This window comes from Rahnella sp. AA (assembly GCF_002834385.1).
Lineage (GTDB): Bacteria > Pseudomonadota > Gammaproteobacteria > Enterobacterales > Enterobacteriaceae > Rahnella.
In genome coordinates this window covers 21,054-38,868 of record NZ_PITQ01000004.1, presented here as the reverse complement: position 1 = coordinate 38,868, position 17,815 = coordinate 21,054, and the positions used below count along the sequence as shown (strand labels likewise).

General features: G+C 49.4%; 16 protein-coding genes. 12 read left to right on the top strand and 4 right to left on the bottom strand.

Going from position 1 to position 17,815, the window contains the following annotated elements; genetic code table 11:
- The first annotated feature begins 123 nt into the window (after positions 1 to 123).
- Entirely contained in the window at positions 124 to 1,185 is a 1,062-nt protein-coding gene (locus tag CWS43_RS11065) for an urea carboxylase-associated family protein (protein ID WP_157825385.1), read from the top strand.
- A gap of 309 nt (positions 1,186 to 1,494) precedes the next feature.
- Here CWS43_RS11065 and CWS43_RS11060 read toward each other — a convergent pair whose 3' ends face one another.
- Both CWS43_RS11060 and CWS43_RS11055 read right to left on the bottom strand, forming a co-directional pair.
- Positions 1,495 to 1,986 carry a hypothetical protein gene (locus tag CWS43_RS11060; RefSeq protein WP_101077007.1) on the bottom strand — a complete coding sequence of 164 codons (492 nt, stop codon included), beginning with the start codon at positions 1,984 to 1,986 and terminating at the stop codon, positions 1,495 to 1,497.
- Between the two features lie 208 nt (positions 1,987 to 2,194).
- Positions 2,195 to 2,842, bottom strand: a complete 648-nt coding sequence (locus CWS43_RS11055) for a GntR family transcriptional regulator (RefSeq protein WP_101077006.1) — start codon at positions 2,840 to 2,842, stop codon at positions 2,195 to 2,197.
- Positions 2,843 to 2,969: 127 nt separating this feature from the next.
- Here CWS43_RS11055 and CWS43_RS11050 point away from each other — a divergent pair, with 127 nt between their 5' ends.
- Positions 2,970 to 3,446: an OsmC family protein gene (locus CWS43_RS11050; RefSeq protein ID WP_101077005.1), complete on the top strand. Its 477-nt coding sequence runs from the start codon at positions 2,970 to 2,972 to the stop codon at positions 3,444 to 3,446.
- Positions 3,447 to 3,666: 220 nt separating this feature from the next.
- Here the strand turns inward: CWS43_RS11050 and CWS43_RS11045 are convergent, their stop codons facing one another.
- Positions 3,667 to 4,773 (bottom strand): ABC transporter substrate-binding protein, encoded by a 1,107-nt coding sequence (locus CWS43_RS11045; RefSeq protein ID WP_101077004.1) that lies wholly within the window; start codon positions 4,771 to 4,773, stop codon positions 3,667 to 3,669.
- Positions 4,774 to 5,272: 499 nt separating this feature from the next.
- Here CWS43_RS11045 and CWS43_RS11040 point away from each other — a divergent pair, with 499 nt between their 5' ends.
- The gene (locus CWS43_RS11040; RefSeq protein WP_101077003.1) at positions 5,273 to 6,031 is read left to right on the top strand and encodes a hypothetical protein; all 759 of its coding nucleotides are present in this window, start codon (positions 5,273 to 5,275) and stop codon (positions 6,029 to 6,031) included.
- A gap of 468 nt (positions 6,032 to 6,499) precedes the next feature.
- On the opposite strand, the gene CWS43_RS11030 is transcribed toward CWS43_RS11040, so the two are convergent.
- Positions 6,500 to 6,715, bottom strand: a complete 216-nt coding sequence (locus CWS43_RS11030) for a YgdI/YgdR family lipoprotein (RefSeq protein ID WP_101077001.1) — start codon at positions 6,713 to 6,715, stop codon at positions 6,500 to 6,502.
- Positions 6,716 to 7,150: 435 nt separating this feature from the next.
- On the opposite strand from CWS43_RS11030, the gene CWS43_RS11025 reads away from it, so the two are divergent.
- The 9 genes from CWS43_RS11025 (at position 7,151) to CWS43_RS10985 (ending at position 17,776) form a co-directional block, all read left to right on the top strand.
- On the top strand, positions 7,151 to 8,275 hold the full coding sequence (locus CWS43_RS11025; protein WP_101077000.1) for a branched-chain amino acid ABC transporter substrate-binding protein: 1,125 nt from the start codon (positions 7,151 to 7,153) through the stop codon (positions 8,273 to 8,275).
- Between the two features lie 67 nt (positions 8,276 to 8,342).
- Entirely contained in the window at positions 8,343 to 9,257 is a 915-nt protein-coding gene (locus tag CWS43_RS11020; RefSeq protein WP_101076999.1) for a branched-chain amino acid ABC transporter permease LivH, read from the top strand.
- 13 nt (positions 9,258 to 9,270) lie between these two features.
- A complete protein-coding gene (gene livM / locus CWS43_RS11015; RefSeq protein ID WP_198555828.1) occupies positions 9,271 to 10,557 on the top strand; it encodes a high-affinity branched-chain amino acid ABC transporter permease LivM in 1,287 nt (428 codons plus the stop codon).
- A complete protein-coding gene (locus CWS43_RS11010) occupies positions 10,554 to 11,447 on the top strand; it encodes an ABC transporter ATP-binding protein (protein ID WP_101076997.1) in 894 nt (297 codons plus the stop codon). Before livM ends, CWS43_RS11010 begins: the two co-directional genes overlap by 4 nt.
- Positions 11,444 to 12,160, top strand: coding sequence for an ABC transporter ATP-binding protein (locus CWS43_RS11005; protein ID WP_101076996.1), 717 nt, complete (start codon positions 11,444 to 11,446; stop codon positions 12,158 to 12,160). Before CWS43_RS11010 ends, CWS43_RS11005 begins: the two co-directional genes overlap by 4 nt.
- Before the next feature lie 413 nt (positions 12,161 to 12,573).
- The gene (gene opgB, locus CWS43_RS11000) at positions 12,574 to 14,880 is read left to right on the top strand and encodes a phosphatidylglycerol--membrane-oligosaccharide glycerophosphotransferase (RefSeq protein WP_101076995.1); all 2,307 of its coding nucleotides are present in this window, start codon (positions 12,574 to 12,576) and stop codon (positions 14,878 to 14,880) included.
- A gap of 249 nt (positions 14,881 to 15,129) precedes the next feature.
- Entirely contained in the window at positions 15,130 to 15,972 is an 843-nt protein-coding gene (locus CWS43_RS10995) for a MetQ/NlpA family ABC transporter substrate-binding protein (RefSeq protein ID WP_101076994.1), read from the top strand.
- 12 nt (positions 15,973 to 15,984) lie between these two features.
- Positions 15,985 to 17,139: a methionine ABC transporter ATP-binding protein gene (locus tag CWS43_RS10990; protein ID WP_101076993.1), complete on the top strand. Its 1,155-nt coding sequence runs from the start codon at positions 15,985 to 15,987 to the stop codon at positions 17,137 to 17,139.
- On the top strand, positions 17,120 to 17,776 hold the full coding sequence (locus CWS43_RS10985; protein ID WP_101076992.1) for a methionine ABC transporter permease: 657 nt from the start codon (positions 17,120 to 17,122) through the stop codon (positions 17,774 to 17,776). Before CWS43_RS10990 ends, CWS43_RS10985 begins: the two co-directional genes overlap by 20 nt.
- Positions 17,777 to 17,815 lie beyond the last annotated feature (39 nt).

Sequence of the window (17,815 nt, the reverse complement as noted above, 5' to 3'; positions counted from 1 at the left end):
GACACAAAGAGTAGTCACTCCGGTAAAGCATAACGACGTCTAAAAATTTTCTTTTCGCCGTGCAAATTATCGATTTAGCGGCGAAAGTCTATTTAAATCTTCATTACAATGACTGGAGTAACTATGTCTGAGTTTAAATATATTGACGTACCACTGAACCATCAGCAAATCGAAGTTTTGAATACCTTCATCGGACCTGAAAGGTCTGCCCCCAACTTGCCATCCTTAATTTTAGAAGCCCTTAATACATCCAGATCATTTAATGATGCTGTTGCTGATGGTAATGCACCCGCACCTCCGGAGCGGGATATTATTGAGACGTATCTAATTGAACCAGGTCAGGGACGTGCAATACCGCTTAAAAAAGGGCAGATTCTAAGAATTGAGCAGACCGAGGGGGGGCAGTGCGGAGATTTTAATGTGTTTAATTTACATAACCGTCACGAACGGCTGCATGTGGGACGCACCCGCATAATCCATGGAAACAGTCCAAGCACCGGTGATATTCTCTGGTCTAACGCACCATGGGAACGTCCATTGATGGCTGTACTGAATCACACAGCAAAGACCGATACGTTGTATGCAGGATGCAGCTCACTTCTGTACTCGCTTGCCTTTGATTCATGTAATCATACTAACTGCCAGGAGATTTTGACTGAAGCGCAGCGCGAGTATGGTTTGAAGGCAACTGATGTTCATGACTCTTTTAACCTGTTTATGTATGTTGATGCCGATGAGACGGGTGCCACAAGTATCGTCAGAAATAAGTCCAGAAAAAGTGATTATATTGAATTTGTTGCGTTGATGGATGTTTTGGCTGTTCCTAATGTTTGTGGTGACGATCTAGGAAAAAGCAGTAACTTCTGGCTACGCCCCCTAAAGGCTTTGGTAATGGCACCACGTAGCGAAGATACTGAGCAGGCCATGGAAATAAATGAGACTGCATATAAATCCGTACTGCCTCCGCGCTACGAAGCACCGGAAGATCCAATCATAAAAGATGAGAAATATATTCCATCTTATCCCCACTTGCCTATTCGCATTGAGAATACCCGGGTCGAGTTGAACTCAACACAACGCGAAAAGTTTGAACAGGTTCGTAATTATTCACTGTATGGTGATAATGAAGGTGCGGCTATGCGTGATATATTGATGTCATGGCTAAGTGAAAGAATGGATTGGTAACTATAACAAACCTGAACATTAAGTCGAATCGATAAGTTAATTCTACCCATAATATCAGGGTCCCTCGGGACCCATTTAGAGGTAAACAAATATCTACTTCTTTGGCAGTCATTTTGACAGGTGATTTTGGCCTTTGGCTGTTTACAATTCAGCCAACTTCCGCTTTTCGCTCAAGGCGGCGCCCTAACGCTTTCGACTTGACAGCTTCGTGCCAGGAGCGGAAGTATATCTCACTTGCTGAAAACTGTATGAGCCATGCGTGGACACAAGCACCCGATAGTTTATTGGAACATCAGCCTGAATTATCATTCACTGGCAATATTTTTTGTTAAGCTCATTAAATGACTTCACCTGCAAGTGATACTCATAAACTAAGTATTTATCATCAATCGTGTATGCAATGGGACGGCGTGAGTATTTAACGTTCAATATCAAGTGATGTGGCTCTGCAGAGATAAAACGAGCACCTATTTTTTGATTGATTTTTGTTCGGCCAGAAATGATTCCGCACACATAATTCGCCCCCTCAAAGTGATGAGTGCTCATTTCGGAGAATGATATTGGCTTCGAAAAATCAATATCGCTATCGCAAAAACCTAACATCATTTTTTTATTATTTTCATTTGAAGGATCTTTTGCTAAAAAATCTTTGAATAAATCACAACTTGCCGATGAACTTGCTACTTTTTTAAGAAAATTAATCACATATGGCTGAGTTTGTTTGTGTTGAATATTTTCTTGACCATACGAAACTGGAACTATAATTAATAGAAGCAACGCAGATAAACCCAAACTTCTCATGAGACTTCCTCCCTGAATGGATGTCCATGTTACATCGGCAAAAAAATACCTAACTTTAATGACCTGTGATTTTCAACCACATTAGACGCTTAAATCACCTTGTGGTGCAATCAATAGCAATCTGTCCGCTCCTCGCTCATTGCGGAACTCACAGGTCCGATTTGTGCCACGGGTGGGCTTCTTCAGGGACTTTTCTGTCTCCTGGCGTTTAATTCGACCGACTGCTGACGAAAATTTTCAGCATTTCTCCGGCGAGGTGAATATGTCGAATGACTTCAGCTCGTGCTGTTTCGGCATTACGTTGCTGGCAGGCAGAGAGAATATTCGCATGGTCTTCCTGAAATAATGGTGTTTCAGAAAGTAGCTGTCGCTGAAGATATTCATATCGCTCAATTTGATTGCGGTAGTCATTAATCATGGTCAGCAGTCGCTGATTTTTGCATCCGCTGTAAACAAGATCGTGAAACTCACGGTTTAATGCTCCCTGCTTGTCAAATTCAGCCGCTGAAGCCAGCAGGCTATGCGTGAGTTCAGCTCTCGCCAGATTATCTGCGCTCAGATTGCTGACACTTTGAAAAATCGCCTCGCCCTCCAGTAACGCGCGCAACTGATAAATCTCATTGAGATCATCAATGGTTAATGTCCGAACAACTGCGCCACGATTTCTAAAAACTGCCACCAGACCATCACGCTCGAGTTGCCTGATAGCTTCCCGCAGCGGAATACGGCTTACAGAAAAATGGCTGGCAAGGTCCCTTTCAACCAGCCTTGCGCCGTCATGAAGGGTGCCATTATTAATCATTTTTCTTAGCTCATTTGCGAGCAAGTCCGCTGTTGAAAGACTCGTCAGGTTCATAAATTACTCCTCAAAAAAATATGGAATAATGGTATACCATTTGTTAGGTTGTATCCAGAAACACAACAGCGAAAAGAAATTTTCTTTTTAAAAAAAATTCAATTTTTAATCTACCAGGAGCACCAAAATGACCCAGCGTGAACATCACTATCAGGTAAACGTAAAGTGGACAGGAAACAAAGGTAGCGGTACAGAATCCTACAAAAAATATGATCGAAACTACGAGATTTCGGCAGGAGAGAAAGCCATCATTTCAGGGTCATCTGACCCCGCATTTTTGGGAGATGCCAGATGCTGGAACCCGGAAGATTTGCTTGTTGCCTCGGCCTCTGCCTGTCATAAATTATGGTATCTGCATCTTTGTTCTGAAGTAGGGATAAGTGTTTATACCTACCTCGATCGTGCAGAGGGGACGATGCGAGAAGGGGAGAAAGGGTGTTTTACCTCTATTGTTTTAAAACCTGAAATCACTATCCGCCCCGGAGATAATATCAATCATGCGATGGAGCTTCATCACCGTGCGCACGAACTTTGTTTCATTGCGAATTCCCTTAATTTCCCGGTTACATGTCAGCCGATCATTAAATACAGTGAAACAGACTAATCTTTTGGGAAATGAACTCACGTCGTACAGGCTCTTCAGTCTCTTCGCTCATGGCGGCCTGATGTTCTTTAGCCGGTTTTGTGCCAGGACGGAGGGTGAGAAACTCCCTAAGAGTGGTAAAAAAGAAGCCGCAACGCCCCGCGTTACGGCTACCGTCAAAAATTTAACTGACAAGCATTAGGAGATAATCCGGGCTTCTGTTAACGACCAAGATCAACAGTCAGTGTTGACCGCCGCTGGCCGATAACGCAAAGGTGCCCACCGGCATAACTGGCAGGTATTTTTGGTAATAATCGTGATAGTTTTTCACCGGATCAATATCCTTAAATAAATCAGGATAAAGAGATTTAGCGATAAATTGTACCATTGTGAAATCGACCAGCGTACGAGATGCGCCCTGATAAACGCCGTAGAGTTTGCCATTCTGAATCGCCGGTAATGAACTCCAGCCGTCACGGTGAGTGAACCCGTTGAGTTTAGCTCTTGCTACGGCTTCATTGACGCCGATGCCCATTTCCAGTGCTGTATCAACTTTATTGTTCTCCCTGCCGGAAATAAAAATGACATCCGGTCTGGCGACCAGCAACTGCTCAGGGTTAATTTCGCCCCACTGTTTAACAAAAGGCGCTGCTATATTTTCACCACCTGCAAGACGCAGCATCACGCCCCACATATTTTCGCCATAGGTGAAGGAATACTCTGCCGGACCTTTATTACCAAACTCAATGTAGACTTTTGGCTTAGGCAGATTTGCCTGTCTGATCCTGTCTTCAATCAGCGTAATGTTATTTTTATAAAGTCGGGCCAGCTCATTGGCGCGGCCAGTCTGGCCGGTTAATACCCCGATTATTTCCGTGGATTTCACATGGTTTTCTACCGTCTGATCATTGTAATCGAGCACGACAACCGGAATATGCAAACTCTGAAGCTGCGTGACTTCATACTTCAACGCCGCGTACTGCCAGCTGGCTAAAATGACCACATCCGGCTTCAGGCTGATTAACTTTTCCAGCGACACGTTGTGCAGGTCGATTTCACCAATATCCGGAATGTCGGCAATGGAAGGACGGTGTTTAATATACATATCCCAGTTCGCCGGCACTTTGCCATGCCAGGCTTCACGCGAAATGCCGACAATATGATCAAACGCCTGTTCACCACCCACCGCCATATAATCTTCAAAATAGAAACCTAATACCGCTCTTTTCACTGGCGTATCTAAGGTTATTTTATTTCCCAGTACATCAGTCAGCGTGGTGGTGGCTGCGCTGGCCTGACCGGTTATCGCAACGGACAGTATAAAAAGCAAACCTTGAAGTAACTTCATTAAATTCCCTTAGGTATTGTGTGATTATTATCTGAGGCCAAAATTTTTATATAAAAACAGATTTATTGCATTTTAATTTAACTTAAGTTGACACGGGAAATAGAAAATCCCGCCCTGCAACTATCTCCGTATTATCCCCATAATATTTCCCGAAATCCAATAGCCTGAAAAGTGTAATATGGAAATCACGCTCCGAATTGATATGATTGCCATCAATAATGATTAGTCGGGACATGAGTATATCCTTCATTTCCATGTATCAATTGGCGTGACTGTTTCATAGTGAGCCACTGTGATGTGTAGTAATCCGCTTCCCGCTCTCAGCCGCCTGATGCTGCCCGACTCGGCGACTTCATGCCAGGAGCAGACGCTGAGAACGCCGCTGTAAACAAATCGTAATTGATGGCGATAAGGCCTGATTTCCAAAAATGAATGGTCAAGTTTACCGGGATACTTACATAATCATTGACTATAAAAAATTAACTTTGGGATTTTCTACGTGCGTACAATCAAAAAAATTTTGGTGTTTATTGGCATTTTCATCGCAATTAAAGTCATCTTTTTTATTGCCTCCGATGCTTCTCGTATACAAAGCGAACATGACGTTGAAAGCTCTTCTGGCGGTCAGGCTCAGGAACAGCCTACTGCAGTCAATAGTGCAAGTGCTGCGTTGGCCGCGCCAGCCGGATCTGCAGCCGACGATGACACGCCAAAGGCAGGCTATCATCGCTACGGGGTCGGACAGGGTGTTAGCCTCGAACTACCTGAAAGCTGGTCTTTACTCTCCCATGCACAGGTGATGGAGATTAAGAAAAAAGCTGGAGCGGTTGACGATCACCCTACAAATACCCCGATCGCTGCAATGGCCAGCTCTGACACTGGTTCAAATGAGGCGATATTCAGAGCCTCCATCTCTGACGATTACATTTCGCCGGATGAGATTAAGAATGCCAGCAGGCAGGATCTGGATGCACTGTGTCAGTCAATCGGGAAAACCATGTCTCCAGCTCTTGCAAAACAAGGCATGGTCGTAACGAAGGCACCGTACTGTTACGTCATCCCCGTCGCCAAGAAAACGGCCCTGACCGTTTCATACCAGAGGACGGATGCTTACGGGAATGGTACGTGGGAGGTGTTCATTTATCAGATCCCTGTGAAAGGGAAAATGGCTATCTTCACGACATCCTATAAAACAAATTCGAAGCCTGCGGTACAGCTACAGCTGGTGGATATCATGAACAGCGTACAGTGGAACTAAACATCGGCGGTAACGGAACGAAAAGAAAGGGCCCCGCTAAATTGCGGTCAGGCAAAATTTAAGGGTTATCCCGGTCAGCTCAGATTCACAATGAGCAATTCAATCGCAGGTACAGGGATTTTATGAAAAGCATAATGATTTACGGCGCGACAGCTTACACAGGCGGCCTGATAACCGCATATCCTCAAACATATTGATGGACTTTCTAAGCCGAGAGCTTTAGCAGTTTGCCGCTTAATGATTATGTTGGGCATATTTACCCGCTTCGGGACATCCTTTCCAACAGCTTGCGAAAGCTGTTCCTTATTACTGCATACAGCTATGTTTTCCTGATTCATATTTCAGCAGAGATTGGCTGGAAATCTGACCGCTGTGCGACTGATGGCGTGATTATCTCAAAGATTGAAGCGGATGTGATATAGGGTCAGGGCGATGGGGGATCCCCCTGACGGGGTTAAGGCATGACCTCTACTTCTTCACAATTCCGGCGATATCATTGGTATTCATCAGATGGTAATCGCCATCCATATCGGTGTAGCTGGTCATGCCGGTATCGCGGTCGCGTTCGGGTTCACCGTGGGCGAAAAGCTGGTCACCAGCTTTGGTGTGTATCACATAATCGCCAGCGCAGCCGGTTAATGTCATCGCCAGAACGAGCGCCGTCAGGCAGGATAATCTCTTCATTGTTCTGTAATTTCCCGTTGTAATCATCTGCCCGCATTACAAAACAACCCGCCGCAAGAAGCAAAGGAAAAATATGACATTGGATTTAACCCCCGATGTTTTCGTTGCATTTTGGTGCAGGGCGTCCGGGTATGGCCATTTTCCTATTCTTTTCAGCACCAGTGCGGTGCGGTGTGATCCCGTCGTTGTTTCTGCCAGTTGCCCGCAACGCTTGCCGGGCACTATCTATACTCACATAACCCGTAACATTCTAAGACGTCGGGTAACACTGGCAGATATTTTGCTTATGTTTCTTACCTTTGATGTTATTCGCCATCGGTGAACAAGCGGGTCACCCTCTGTCTGTCGGCTTGTGCGTTAAATTTCAAATTACTGCTTCAGAGTTGTCTTTTTAGTTCAGGTTTCTACTCAAACTCAGTGCTAAGGATCATGATGATGTCGATGAAATTTATGAAAAGTCCTCTCTCTCTTTTACTGGCCGGTTGTCTGGTCACTGCGTTTTCTGCGCGTGCGGATATTGTGATTGGCGTGGCCGGCCCGTTCACCGGCCCGAATGCGACGTACGGCGATCAATACTGGCACGGTGCCACACAGGCCGCCGAAGACATTAATGCCGCAGGCGGGATTAATGGCGAGAAAATTAAACTGGTGCAGGGCGATGATGCCTGCGAACCGAAACAGGCCGTCGCGGTGGCTAACCGTCTGGTTGATCAGGATAAAGTACAAGCCGTTGTCGGGCATTTCTGCTCATCTTCAACGATGCCTGCGTCTGAGGTCTATAACGATGCGGGGATTATCGCCATCACGCCAGGGTCGACCAACCCGCAAATTACCGAACGTGGCATGAGCGACATGTTCCGCATGTGCGGGCGTGACGACCAGCAGGGATTAGTCGCGAGCGATTACATCATCGACAAGCTGAAAGCCAAAAAAGTGGTCATCATCCACGATAAAGACACCTACGGTCAGGGTCTGGCAGACGCGACTAAAGCAGCGCTCAATAAGCGCGGCGTGAAAGAAGTGATGTACGAAGGCTTGTCGCGCGGCGAGAAAGATTTTAACGCGCTGGTGACCAAAATCAGTGCGCAGAAACCGGATGTGGTGTTCTTCGGGGGATGCCATCCGGAAGCCGGTCCGTTGGTGCGTCAGATGCGTGAGCAGGGCGTTCAGGCGACCTTCTTCTCCGGTGACTGCATCGTGAACGAAGAAATGGTGACGGCAGCCGGCGGCCCACAATACACCAACGGTATTCTGATGACCTTCGGTAAAGATCCGCGTCTGATCCCGGACGGCAAAGCCGTTATCGATAAATTCCGCGCTAACAAGTTTGAGCCGGAAGGTTACACCCTCTACTCCTACGCCTCAGTCCAGGCGATTGCCGCTGCCTTTAAAGCCACCGGCGGCAGCGATTCTGCAAAAGCCAGCGCCTGGCTCAAGGCCAACAGCGTTGATACGGTCATGGGTAAAAAATCCTGGGACAGCAAGGGGGACCTGAAAGTCTCCGACTACGTCGTTTATAAATGGGATGACAAAGGTAAATATCAGGAAGTAAAAGAATAAAGCTATCTTATTTGCCATTTTGGCCGCGCCTGAGCCTGGCGCGGCCATAAAAAGAGACTGCGTATTTATGGATTCATTCTTTCTGCAACAATTGTTTAATGGCATAACTCTTGGCGCGGTCTACGGTTTGATCGCCATTGGCTATACCATGGTTTACGGCATTATCGGCATGATTAACTTCGCCCACGGCGAGGTTTACATGATTTCTGCTTACCTGTGTGCCATAGCGCTGGCGCTGCTTTCCTTCTTCGGTTTGCATTCCTTTCCGCTGCTGATCCTTGGCACGCTGGTGTTCACCATTGTGGTGACCGGCGTTTATGGCTGGGCGATTGAGCGCATCGCGTATAAACCTTTGCGAAACTCGACCCGCCTTGCGCCGCTTATCTCCGCCATCGGCATGTCGCTTATCCTACAAAACTACGCACAAATCAGTCAGGGCCCGCGACAACAGGGGATCCCGACCATGCTCGATGGTGCCGTTCGTTTCCACATTGGTGAGAGTTTTGTTCAGATGACGTACACCAAGCTGTTTATTCTGGTGGCGGCCTTTATCGGGATGCTGGTGCTGTCGTGGATTATCAGCCGCACACGGCTCGGGCGTATGTGTCGCGCTGTTCAGCAGGATCGCAAAATGGCATCGATTCTGGGCATAAACACCGATCGCATTATCTCGCTGGTCTTTATGATCGGCGCGGCGATGGCGGGGCTGGCGGGGGTTTTAGTCACGATGAATTATGGCACCTTTGATTTCTACGCCGGATTTATTATCGGCATCAAAGCCTTCACGGCGGCGGTGCTTGGCGGCATCGGTTCGCTGCCGGGGGCGATGTTAGGCGGGCTGATTCTGGGGGTTGCCGAAGCGCAGTTTTCGGGCATGGTGAATTCCGATTACAAAGATGTGTTCTCTTTTGGATTACTGGTGGTGATCCTCATTTTCCGCCCTCAGGGCCTGTTGGGTCGTCCGGTTGTGACGAAAGTGTGAGGGGAAATAAATGATGTCACAAACTCCTGCGGGCAGCGGTTTCTCGCTCAAACGTTGCGTACTGGATTCCATTTTTGCCGGGCTGGTGGCTCTGATTATTTTCGGGCCCGTGGTCGGTGTCGTGCTTGATGGTTATAGCTTCAGCTTTCATTCTCAACGGCTTATCTGGATTATCGCTGCGGTGATGCTCGGTCGTTTCATACTCAGTGCCTTTCTAGAAACAACCGCCGGGCAGAAAATGCGTGCACGGTTTGAATCAGACAGTGCAGGGGTTTATGTCCGCCCGCCGGATTACAAAAGCAATCTGCGCTGGATTATTCCGCTGCTGATTGTACTGGCCATCTTCTTCCCGTTTGTTGCCACAAAATACATTCTGACGGTGGCTATTTTGGGGCTGATTTATGTGCTGCTAGGTCTTGGGCTCAACATTGTCGTCGGGCTGGCCGGGCTGTTAGACCTCGGGTATGTGGCTTTTTACGCCATTGGTGCGTACGGGCTGGCGCTGGGGTATCAGTATCTTGGTCTGGGTTTCTGGTCGATGCTGCCGCTGGCGGCGTTCATGGCCGCACTGGCTGGCGCATTATTGGGTTTCCCTGTGCTGCGCATGCACGGCGATTATCTGGCGATTGTCACTTTGGGTTTTGGCGAAATCATCCGGCTGGTGCTGACTAACTGGCTGTCGTTCACCGGCGGGCCGAACGGCGTTTCTGCGCCACCGCCGACGTTTTTCGGGCTGGAATTTGGCCGGCGGGCGAAAGAGGGCGGCGTGCCGTTTCATGAGTTTTTCCATCTGACGTATAACCCGAACATGAAGTTTATTTTCATCTATGCGGTGCTGGTTCTGGTGGTATTGCTGGTGCTGTTTATCAAACACCGACTGACCCGCATGCCGATTGGCCGTGCATGGGAAGCGCTGCGTGAAGATGAAATTGCCTGCCGCGCCATGGGGCTGAATCATGTGCTGGTGAAGCTTTCCGCATTTACGCTCGGGGCATCAACAGCCGGGATCGCGGGCGTATTTTTCGCGACATATCAGGGGTTTGTGAATCCGACATCGTTCACCTTTTTTGAGTCTGCGCTGATCCTCGCTATTGTGGTGCTCGGCGGTATGGGCTCGACCATCGGCGTGGTGCTGGCGGCGTTCGTCCTCACCGTGGCGCCGGAATTGTTGCGCAGCTTTGCAGAATACCGCGTGTTGCTGTTTGGTGTCTTAATGGTGGTGATGATGATCTGGCGTCCGCGCGGGTTAATCCGCATCAGCCGCAGCGGGTTTACCGTGCGTAAAGGAGTTGCGCCATGACGGCTTCCCTTGTGAATGAAAATATCCTCAGCGTTGAACATCTGATGATGCATTTTGGCGGTATTAAGGCGCTGAACGACGTTAATCTTGAGGTACGGCGCGGGTCGATCACCGCATTAATCGGGCCTAACGGCGCAGGGAAAACCACGGTGTTTAACTGCCTGACGGGTTTCTATAAAGCGACAGGCGGCAATATTTTACTGAATACGCAGCGCCGCACGACCAATGTTATTCAGGTACTTGGGCAGAAATTTCAACCGGATGACTGGGTAAAACCCGCGCAGCTCGGCAAACGTATCTTCTACAAAATGTTTGGCGGAACGCATCTGGTCAACCGTGCCGGGCTGGCGCGAACATTCCAGAATATCCGTCTGTTTCGCGAAATGTCGGTCATTGAAAATCTGCTGGTGGCACAGCACATGCAAACCAACCGCAATCTGATTGCCGGTGTGCTGAATACGCCGGGCTATCGTCGGGCAGAAAATCAGGCGCTTGATCGCGCATTTTACTGGCTGGAGGTGGTTGAACTGGTCGACTGTGCCAACCGGCTTGCGGGTGAAATGTCCTATGGTCAGCAGCGGCGTCTGGAGATCGCCCGGGCGATGTGCACCTCGCCGGAAATGATTTGTCTCGACGAACCGGCGGCCGGGCTGAATCCGGTGGAGACGCGCACGCTGAGCAAAATTATCCGCTTTTTGCGCGACCACCACGATATTACCGTTTTGCTGATTGAGCACGACATGGGGATGGTGATGGAAATTTCCGACCACATTATTGTGCTCGACCACGGCGATGTGATTGCTGAAGGTATTCCGCAGGAAATTCAGAATGATGACAAAGTTATCGCCGCTTATCTGGGTGCTGATGAAGACGACGAGGTCAGCTTATGAGTGAAGCGATGCTGGAATTTCACGAAGTTGATGTTTTCTATGGTGCGATTCAGGCGCTTCAGAAAGTGTCGTTACAGGTTAACGAAGGCGAAACGGTAGCGCTGATCGGAGCCAACGGCGCCGGGAAATCGACGCTGCTGATGTCGATATTCGGGCAGCCGCGTGTGCAGAGCGGGCAAATCTTGTTTCGCGGGGAAGATATCAGCCGTAAATCCACGCACTTTGTGGCTTCGGCGGGGATTGCGCAATCCCCGGAAGGGCGGCGGGTTTTCCCGGATATGACCGTCGAAGAGAATCTGCTGATGGGCACCATTCCGGTGGGAAATAAATACGCGGCGGAAGATCTGCAAACCATGTTCGATTTATTCCCCCGTCTGAAAGAACGGCGTAAACAGAGGGCAATGACCATGTCCGGCGGTGAGCAGCAGATGCTGGCGATTGCACGTGCACTGATGAGCCGCCCGAAATTGTTGCTGCTTGATGAGCCCAGCCTGGGGCTGGCACCCATTATCGTTAAACAAATTTTTCAGACGCTGCGTGAACTGGCCCGTAATGGAATGACCATATTTCTGGTTGAGCAAAATGCGCATCATGCACTGAAATTGTCAGACCGTGGTTATGTCATGGTCAACGGGCAAATCCGCCTGAGCGGTACAGGTGAAGAATTATTAGGGAATCAGGAGGTGCGTAAAGCTTATTTAGGCGGAATCTGATTTTTCCTTTTTTAAGCCCGCAATACCGCGTATTGCGGGCTTCCTTCCAATTTTTTAATCATTTTTCTCACTCCCTCCACATTTAGCTCATACTGTTTCGCTACCATGACTTTCTTACAGAAAGGTGACTGCAAAGTTAAATTTCTGGGTTATCATGCGGAGTTAGCCTTCAAAAATTTGTAGAAGATCAGTTTATTCGGATAAATCAGTGACCTGAAGCACAATCAGGACGTTGATCCTACCGGAACAACGGGCTATATAGCGCTATCCGTTTTTGGCATGAATTTTCCTGTCTCAAGGATGAAGTGAATGGCAAATGGTCCATTTACTCGATGAGTTGAACCATCGGCGCTGCTCTCAACACAGCAGAGTTGGGTCGTAGAGTTTATTGTTTAATCAGGCAGGGTGCTGAAATGGTTTCTGAGATGATTTCCTTTGTTTTATTTCTTTCCTCTATCTTTCTTTATATCACCCGGGCATCGGCCAGCCGTGTCTGGTTCTCACTTGTACTGTTTTTTCTCGGTCTTTACGTCATCCTCAATGTCATCCTGATTGGCAGTAACTATTTCACCGGCGATGGGATTACCGACGCCGTGCTGTATACCGTGACCAGCAGCCTGAAAGGCGCGGGCTTGAACAAATATATCTTGCCATTCATTGGCTTACTTACCGGGCTGATTACAGTGTTTGCACTGCTGGCGTGGGGGCTGAAACAGCGTCGTGCTAAAAACAGCAGCGCGGTGTACAGCGTGCTGGCCGTGGTGCTGGCGGTATTCTCGGTAGGGTCCACGCAGGCGTTCCAAAACATTTCCCGTCTGGTGAAAACACAAATTACCGGCAGTGGCGCAGACTTTACGACTTACTACAAAGTGCCGGAAAAAATCGTCAAAGGGGCGAAAAAGCCGAACCTGGTTTATATCTATGGCGAAAGTCTGGAGCGGACGTATTTTGATGACAAAGTGTTCCCGGGGCTGACGACCGAGTTAAGCCGCCATAAAGCACAAAGTATCGATTTTACGAACACCAAACAGGTACCGGGCACGGGGTATACCATCGCAGGTATGGTGGCTTCACAGTGCGGTATCCCGCTGTTTGCACCGTTTGATGGCAATGCGTCCAGCGCGTTATCCACGTTCTACCCGGAAAATGTCTGCCTGGGCGATGTGCTGAAAGGCGCTGGCTATACCAACTACTTCTATCAGGGAGCGGAACTGGCGTTTGCCGGTAAAGGCACTTTCCTGAAATCCCACGGTTTTGATCATCTCTATGGTTATAACGAACTGCGCCCGACCGTCGCTGACCCGGCGTATAAAAATGACTGGGGCTGGTACGACGACACGCTGCTTGACGAGGCGTACAAGAAATTTGTTGAGCTGAGCAAAGAGGGCAAACCTTTCTCCCTGTTCGCGCTGACGGTCGATACACATCACCCGGATGGTTTTATTTCCCGGGGTTGTACACGTAAAGATTATAAAGTGAATGGCAAATCCAACCAGTCACTGAGCGCTGTAGCGTGCAGCCAGCAACTGCTTGCGGCGTTTATCGATAAAATCAAGCAATCGGGATATTTCGATAACACCATCATTGTGGTGTCTTCGGATCATCTGGCGATGAACAACACGGCTTATAACATTCTGACTAAACAGAACCGTAAGGATCTGTTCTTTGTGATTGACGGGCGTAACCCTGTCGGTGACCTGAATGCGGCGAAACGCAGCACCCTGGATAATGGGGCAACGGTTCTGGATATCATGGGCGGTGATAATTACATCGGTCTGGGGCGAAGTGGTATTTCAGCGACGTCCATGACGGCGCAGTTCCTCAATATCGATGACAAAGTCAATGCCTGGAAACCTGCAGTGATCAAGCAATGGGGTTTCCCGAACAGTATCAAGAATTATACGGTGAACAACAAAGACAGCAGTTTCACGTTCTCCGGTATGACCATTAAAACGCCTTTTATTCTGAAAGTAACCTCAGACAAAATTGAGCCAATGTTTGATGTGTATCTGTCTACGCCGCTCAAAAAACAGCTCGCCGGTCTGGCGACCAGCGACAACTTTGTCTGGGTCGATAAATGTTATGAAATGGGTCGCGTCTGGGCACCGGAACTGTCGCTTAATACCGGCCTGTGCGTGGCGTCCGGCAACCTTGGTGCGAAACCGTCAATCGTGCAGGTGAGCGGAGAGACCTTTAAAGGGAAAGTCGATTTCTCGAAAGATACGTCGGGCAGCAATGCGATTTACCAGAAAACACTGGCAGCGTTGAATATTGATGATGAAGCGACCACCTATCAGTCGCCGTCCATCGCATTTATGGTGCCGGGCCTGCCTGAGCAGGTGAAAGCGATTACGGGTGTTTCCACGGTCGAAAACTGGGGGCGCTGGTCAGATGCCAATCTGGCACCTGCGGTGAAAATTGACTATGTCAAACCGCTGCCGGAGACTTTCGATGTGGTGATACGTGCGCGCGCTTACGGTAAAAACATCGACAAACCGGTTTCTGTTCGCGTTGGCGATCAGGAGCAATTTGTCACCTTCGGGAGCACTGACGGCATTGTGAAAGTGCAGTTTACAAACCCTGATGCGGCGCAAAGCATCGTGATCACACCTCCTGAGCCGACCGAACCGACAGAAGGCACCAGCGGCGGCTTTGAACCGCCTAAACTCGGCATCGGGATGGTATCGCTGGAAGTTCAGCCAGTAGATCCGCAGTCATAAAAGTATTCGTCTCTGAAATGAGAAAAACCCGCTGCGGCGGGTTTTTTTATGGCACCGGCACGTCATTTACCTTACTCCCGCAAGGTTATCTTTTTTATCGATTTACTATGCCATTTCACATATTCATTTCAGAAATATGTATCTCTTAAACAATATTATAAAGAAATAAGCCTATGGGTATACTCGCCAAATTCCTGCACGGAAACTCAGCTTTGTGCAGGCTTCTCATCTAAATTTTGGGGATACTCCATGCAAGCAATGTTCAATAAAACGAAGACTCGCCTTAAACGTACTATTTTACTGGCCGCTACCTCTGCCGTGGTGATTTCCGGCAGTTTTCTGGCGCCACTTGCCGTTGCGCACGCCGCCGATAAAACAACCATCAAAGTGGGCATCATGAGTGGTGAAGACGAAGATGTCTGGCGCGAAGTGGTCAAACAGGCTGCCGCAAAAGGGCTGACCGTAAAGCCTGTCGTCTTTAACGACTACAACCAGCCTAACGAAGCGCTGCAAAACGGCGAAGTAGACGCCAACGCGTTCCAGCATCAACCGTTCCTCGATAACCAAATCAAAGTGAATCACTACGATATCGTCCGCGTCGGTTACACCGCCGTATGGCCGATCGGTTTGTACTCTAAAAAAGTGAAAACTGCCGCTGAGCTGAAAGATGGCGCAGTGATTGGCGTCCCGAATGACCCGGCAAACGAAGCGCGTGGCCTGGTTCTGTTAGAGCAATCGGGTGTGATTAAACTGAAACCGGGCGCAGGGATTTTTGCCACAACCGCAGATATCACTGAAAACCCGCGCCACGTGAAAATCAAAGAGCTTGATTCCGGCATTATTGGCCGCTCCGTACCGGATCTGGACGCCGCTATTGTTAACACTGACTGGGCGCTGAAAAGCGGGCTGACACCGGCAGACCGTATCGCACAGGAACCGGTAAAAGGTAACCCGTACAACAATTTCATCGCTGTTAAAACTGCGGATGCGAATGCACCGTGGGTGAAAACGCTGGTCAGCTCTTATCAGAATAATGCCGTTAAAGAAGTGTTTGATAAGGTTTACAAAGGCACTGGCGTAACGGCCTGGTAAGGATCTGAAAGCATGACAGTAATCACTGAGACCGGGGCACATTTTACCGCGACATCTACGGATAGGGATAATGCCCGCCACACCGGCGCGGGTATACCGATAAAAACTGACCGGTTTACTGGCGTGCAGGCGGTTGAAGACGTGGTGCGGTTGCACCACGTCAGCCGCCGCTTCGGGGCTACGCAGGCGCTGAACAGCGTGTCATTAACGGTAAAACGGGGTGAGATTCTCGGGATTATTGGCCGCAGCGGGGCAGGGAAATCAACCCTGATCCGCTGTCTCAACGGGCTGGAGCGACCGGATGAGGGCGTGATTGAAATCGAAGGTCACGCGATTACCGGGCTGAGTGAGAAAGAATGGCAGTCAGTACGCAGCCGCGTCGGAATGGTTTTTCAGCATTTTAATTTGCTGTCGGCCAAAACTGTTGAACAGAACGTGGCTTTGCCGCTGAAAATTGCCGGTTTCGACAAGGCGCGTCGCCAGGCGCGGGTAGCGGAATTGCTGGCGCTGGTCGGGCTGGAAGATAAAGCCAAAAGTTATCCTGCGGCGTTGTCCGGCGGGCAAAAACAGCGTGTCGGGATTGCCCGTGCGCTGGCTGCCAGCCCGGCGTTATTGTTGTGCGACGAAGCCACGTCGGCGCTTGATCCGGAAACGACCCGCTCAATTCTTGCGCTTCTTCAGTCACTGAATCAGAAACTGGGGATCACGATTTTGCTGATTACCCATGAGATGGAAGTGATTAAAAAAATCGCACATCGCGTTGCGGTGATTAACGCCGGTGAAATCATTGAAGAGGGGCCAGTCTGGCAGGTTTTTGCGCATCCGCAATCACAACTTACCCGCACATTGTTGCAGGGGTTGCTGCCGCAGTTACCGGAAGCTTTAGCCGAAAAGCTGACGACGGAGCGTCAGGGTCAGGCAATTTACAGCGTACAGTATGCCGGACAGGACAGTCAGGGTGAAATCCTCACGCAGATGGCGGCTGAACTCCCGGGCCAGTTCCGGCTCATTCAGGGCGGTGTTGATCATATTCAGCATTATGCCATCGTGCGCTTTTTCTTCTCGGTACCGGTGGCTGACGCCGATGCCGGGCAGGCTGTTTTACACTGGTTGCAACAGCGCCAGGCCACTGTGGAGCTGACAGGCTATGTCTCCGGTAATGCTTGATTTGTTATTAAACGCCGTTGAAGAAACTCTGCTGATGACGGCGGTTTCTGGTTTGTTTTCACTGGTTGCTGGCCTGCCGCTCGGGCTGATTCTGGTGATGAGCAGCCCGGGGGGTATTGCTGAAAATCACTGGGTTAACCGTTCGCTCGGGTTGATTATCAATGGATTCCGTTCGCTGCCGTTCATTATTTTGCTGGTGGCGCTGATCCCGGTGACCCGTTTTCTGGTGGGTACATCGCTGGGAACGTGGGCGGCTATCGTTCCGCTTTCCATTACCGCCACGCCGTATTTTGCCCGTGTGGCTGAGGTGTCGCTGCGCGATGTTGACCGCGGGCTGATTGACGCGGTGCGGGCAATGGGCGCAAGCAAACTGCGTATTGTCTGGGATGTGCTTATTCCCGAAGCGCTGCCGGGGATTTTGTCCGGGTTTATCGTGACGCTGGTGGCGCTGATTGGGGCTTCAGCAATGGCGGGCGCCATCGGTGCGGGCGGGCTGGGTGATCTTGCGATTCGTTATGGCTACCAGCGTTTTGAAACCGTGGTGATGGTGGAAGTGATCGTGGTGCTGATTGTCATCGTCTGCGGCATTCAGTGGCTGGGAGACCGCCTCGTGGCGCGTGTGGATAAACGCCATTAAAAAAACCGGCCACCAACGGGCGACCGGTTTCATCAGGTT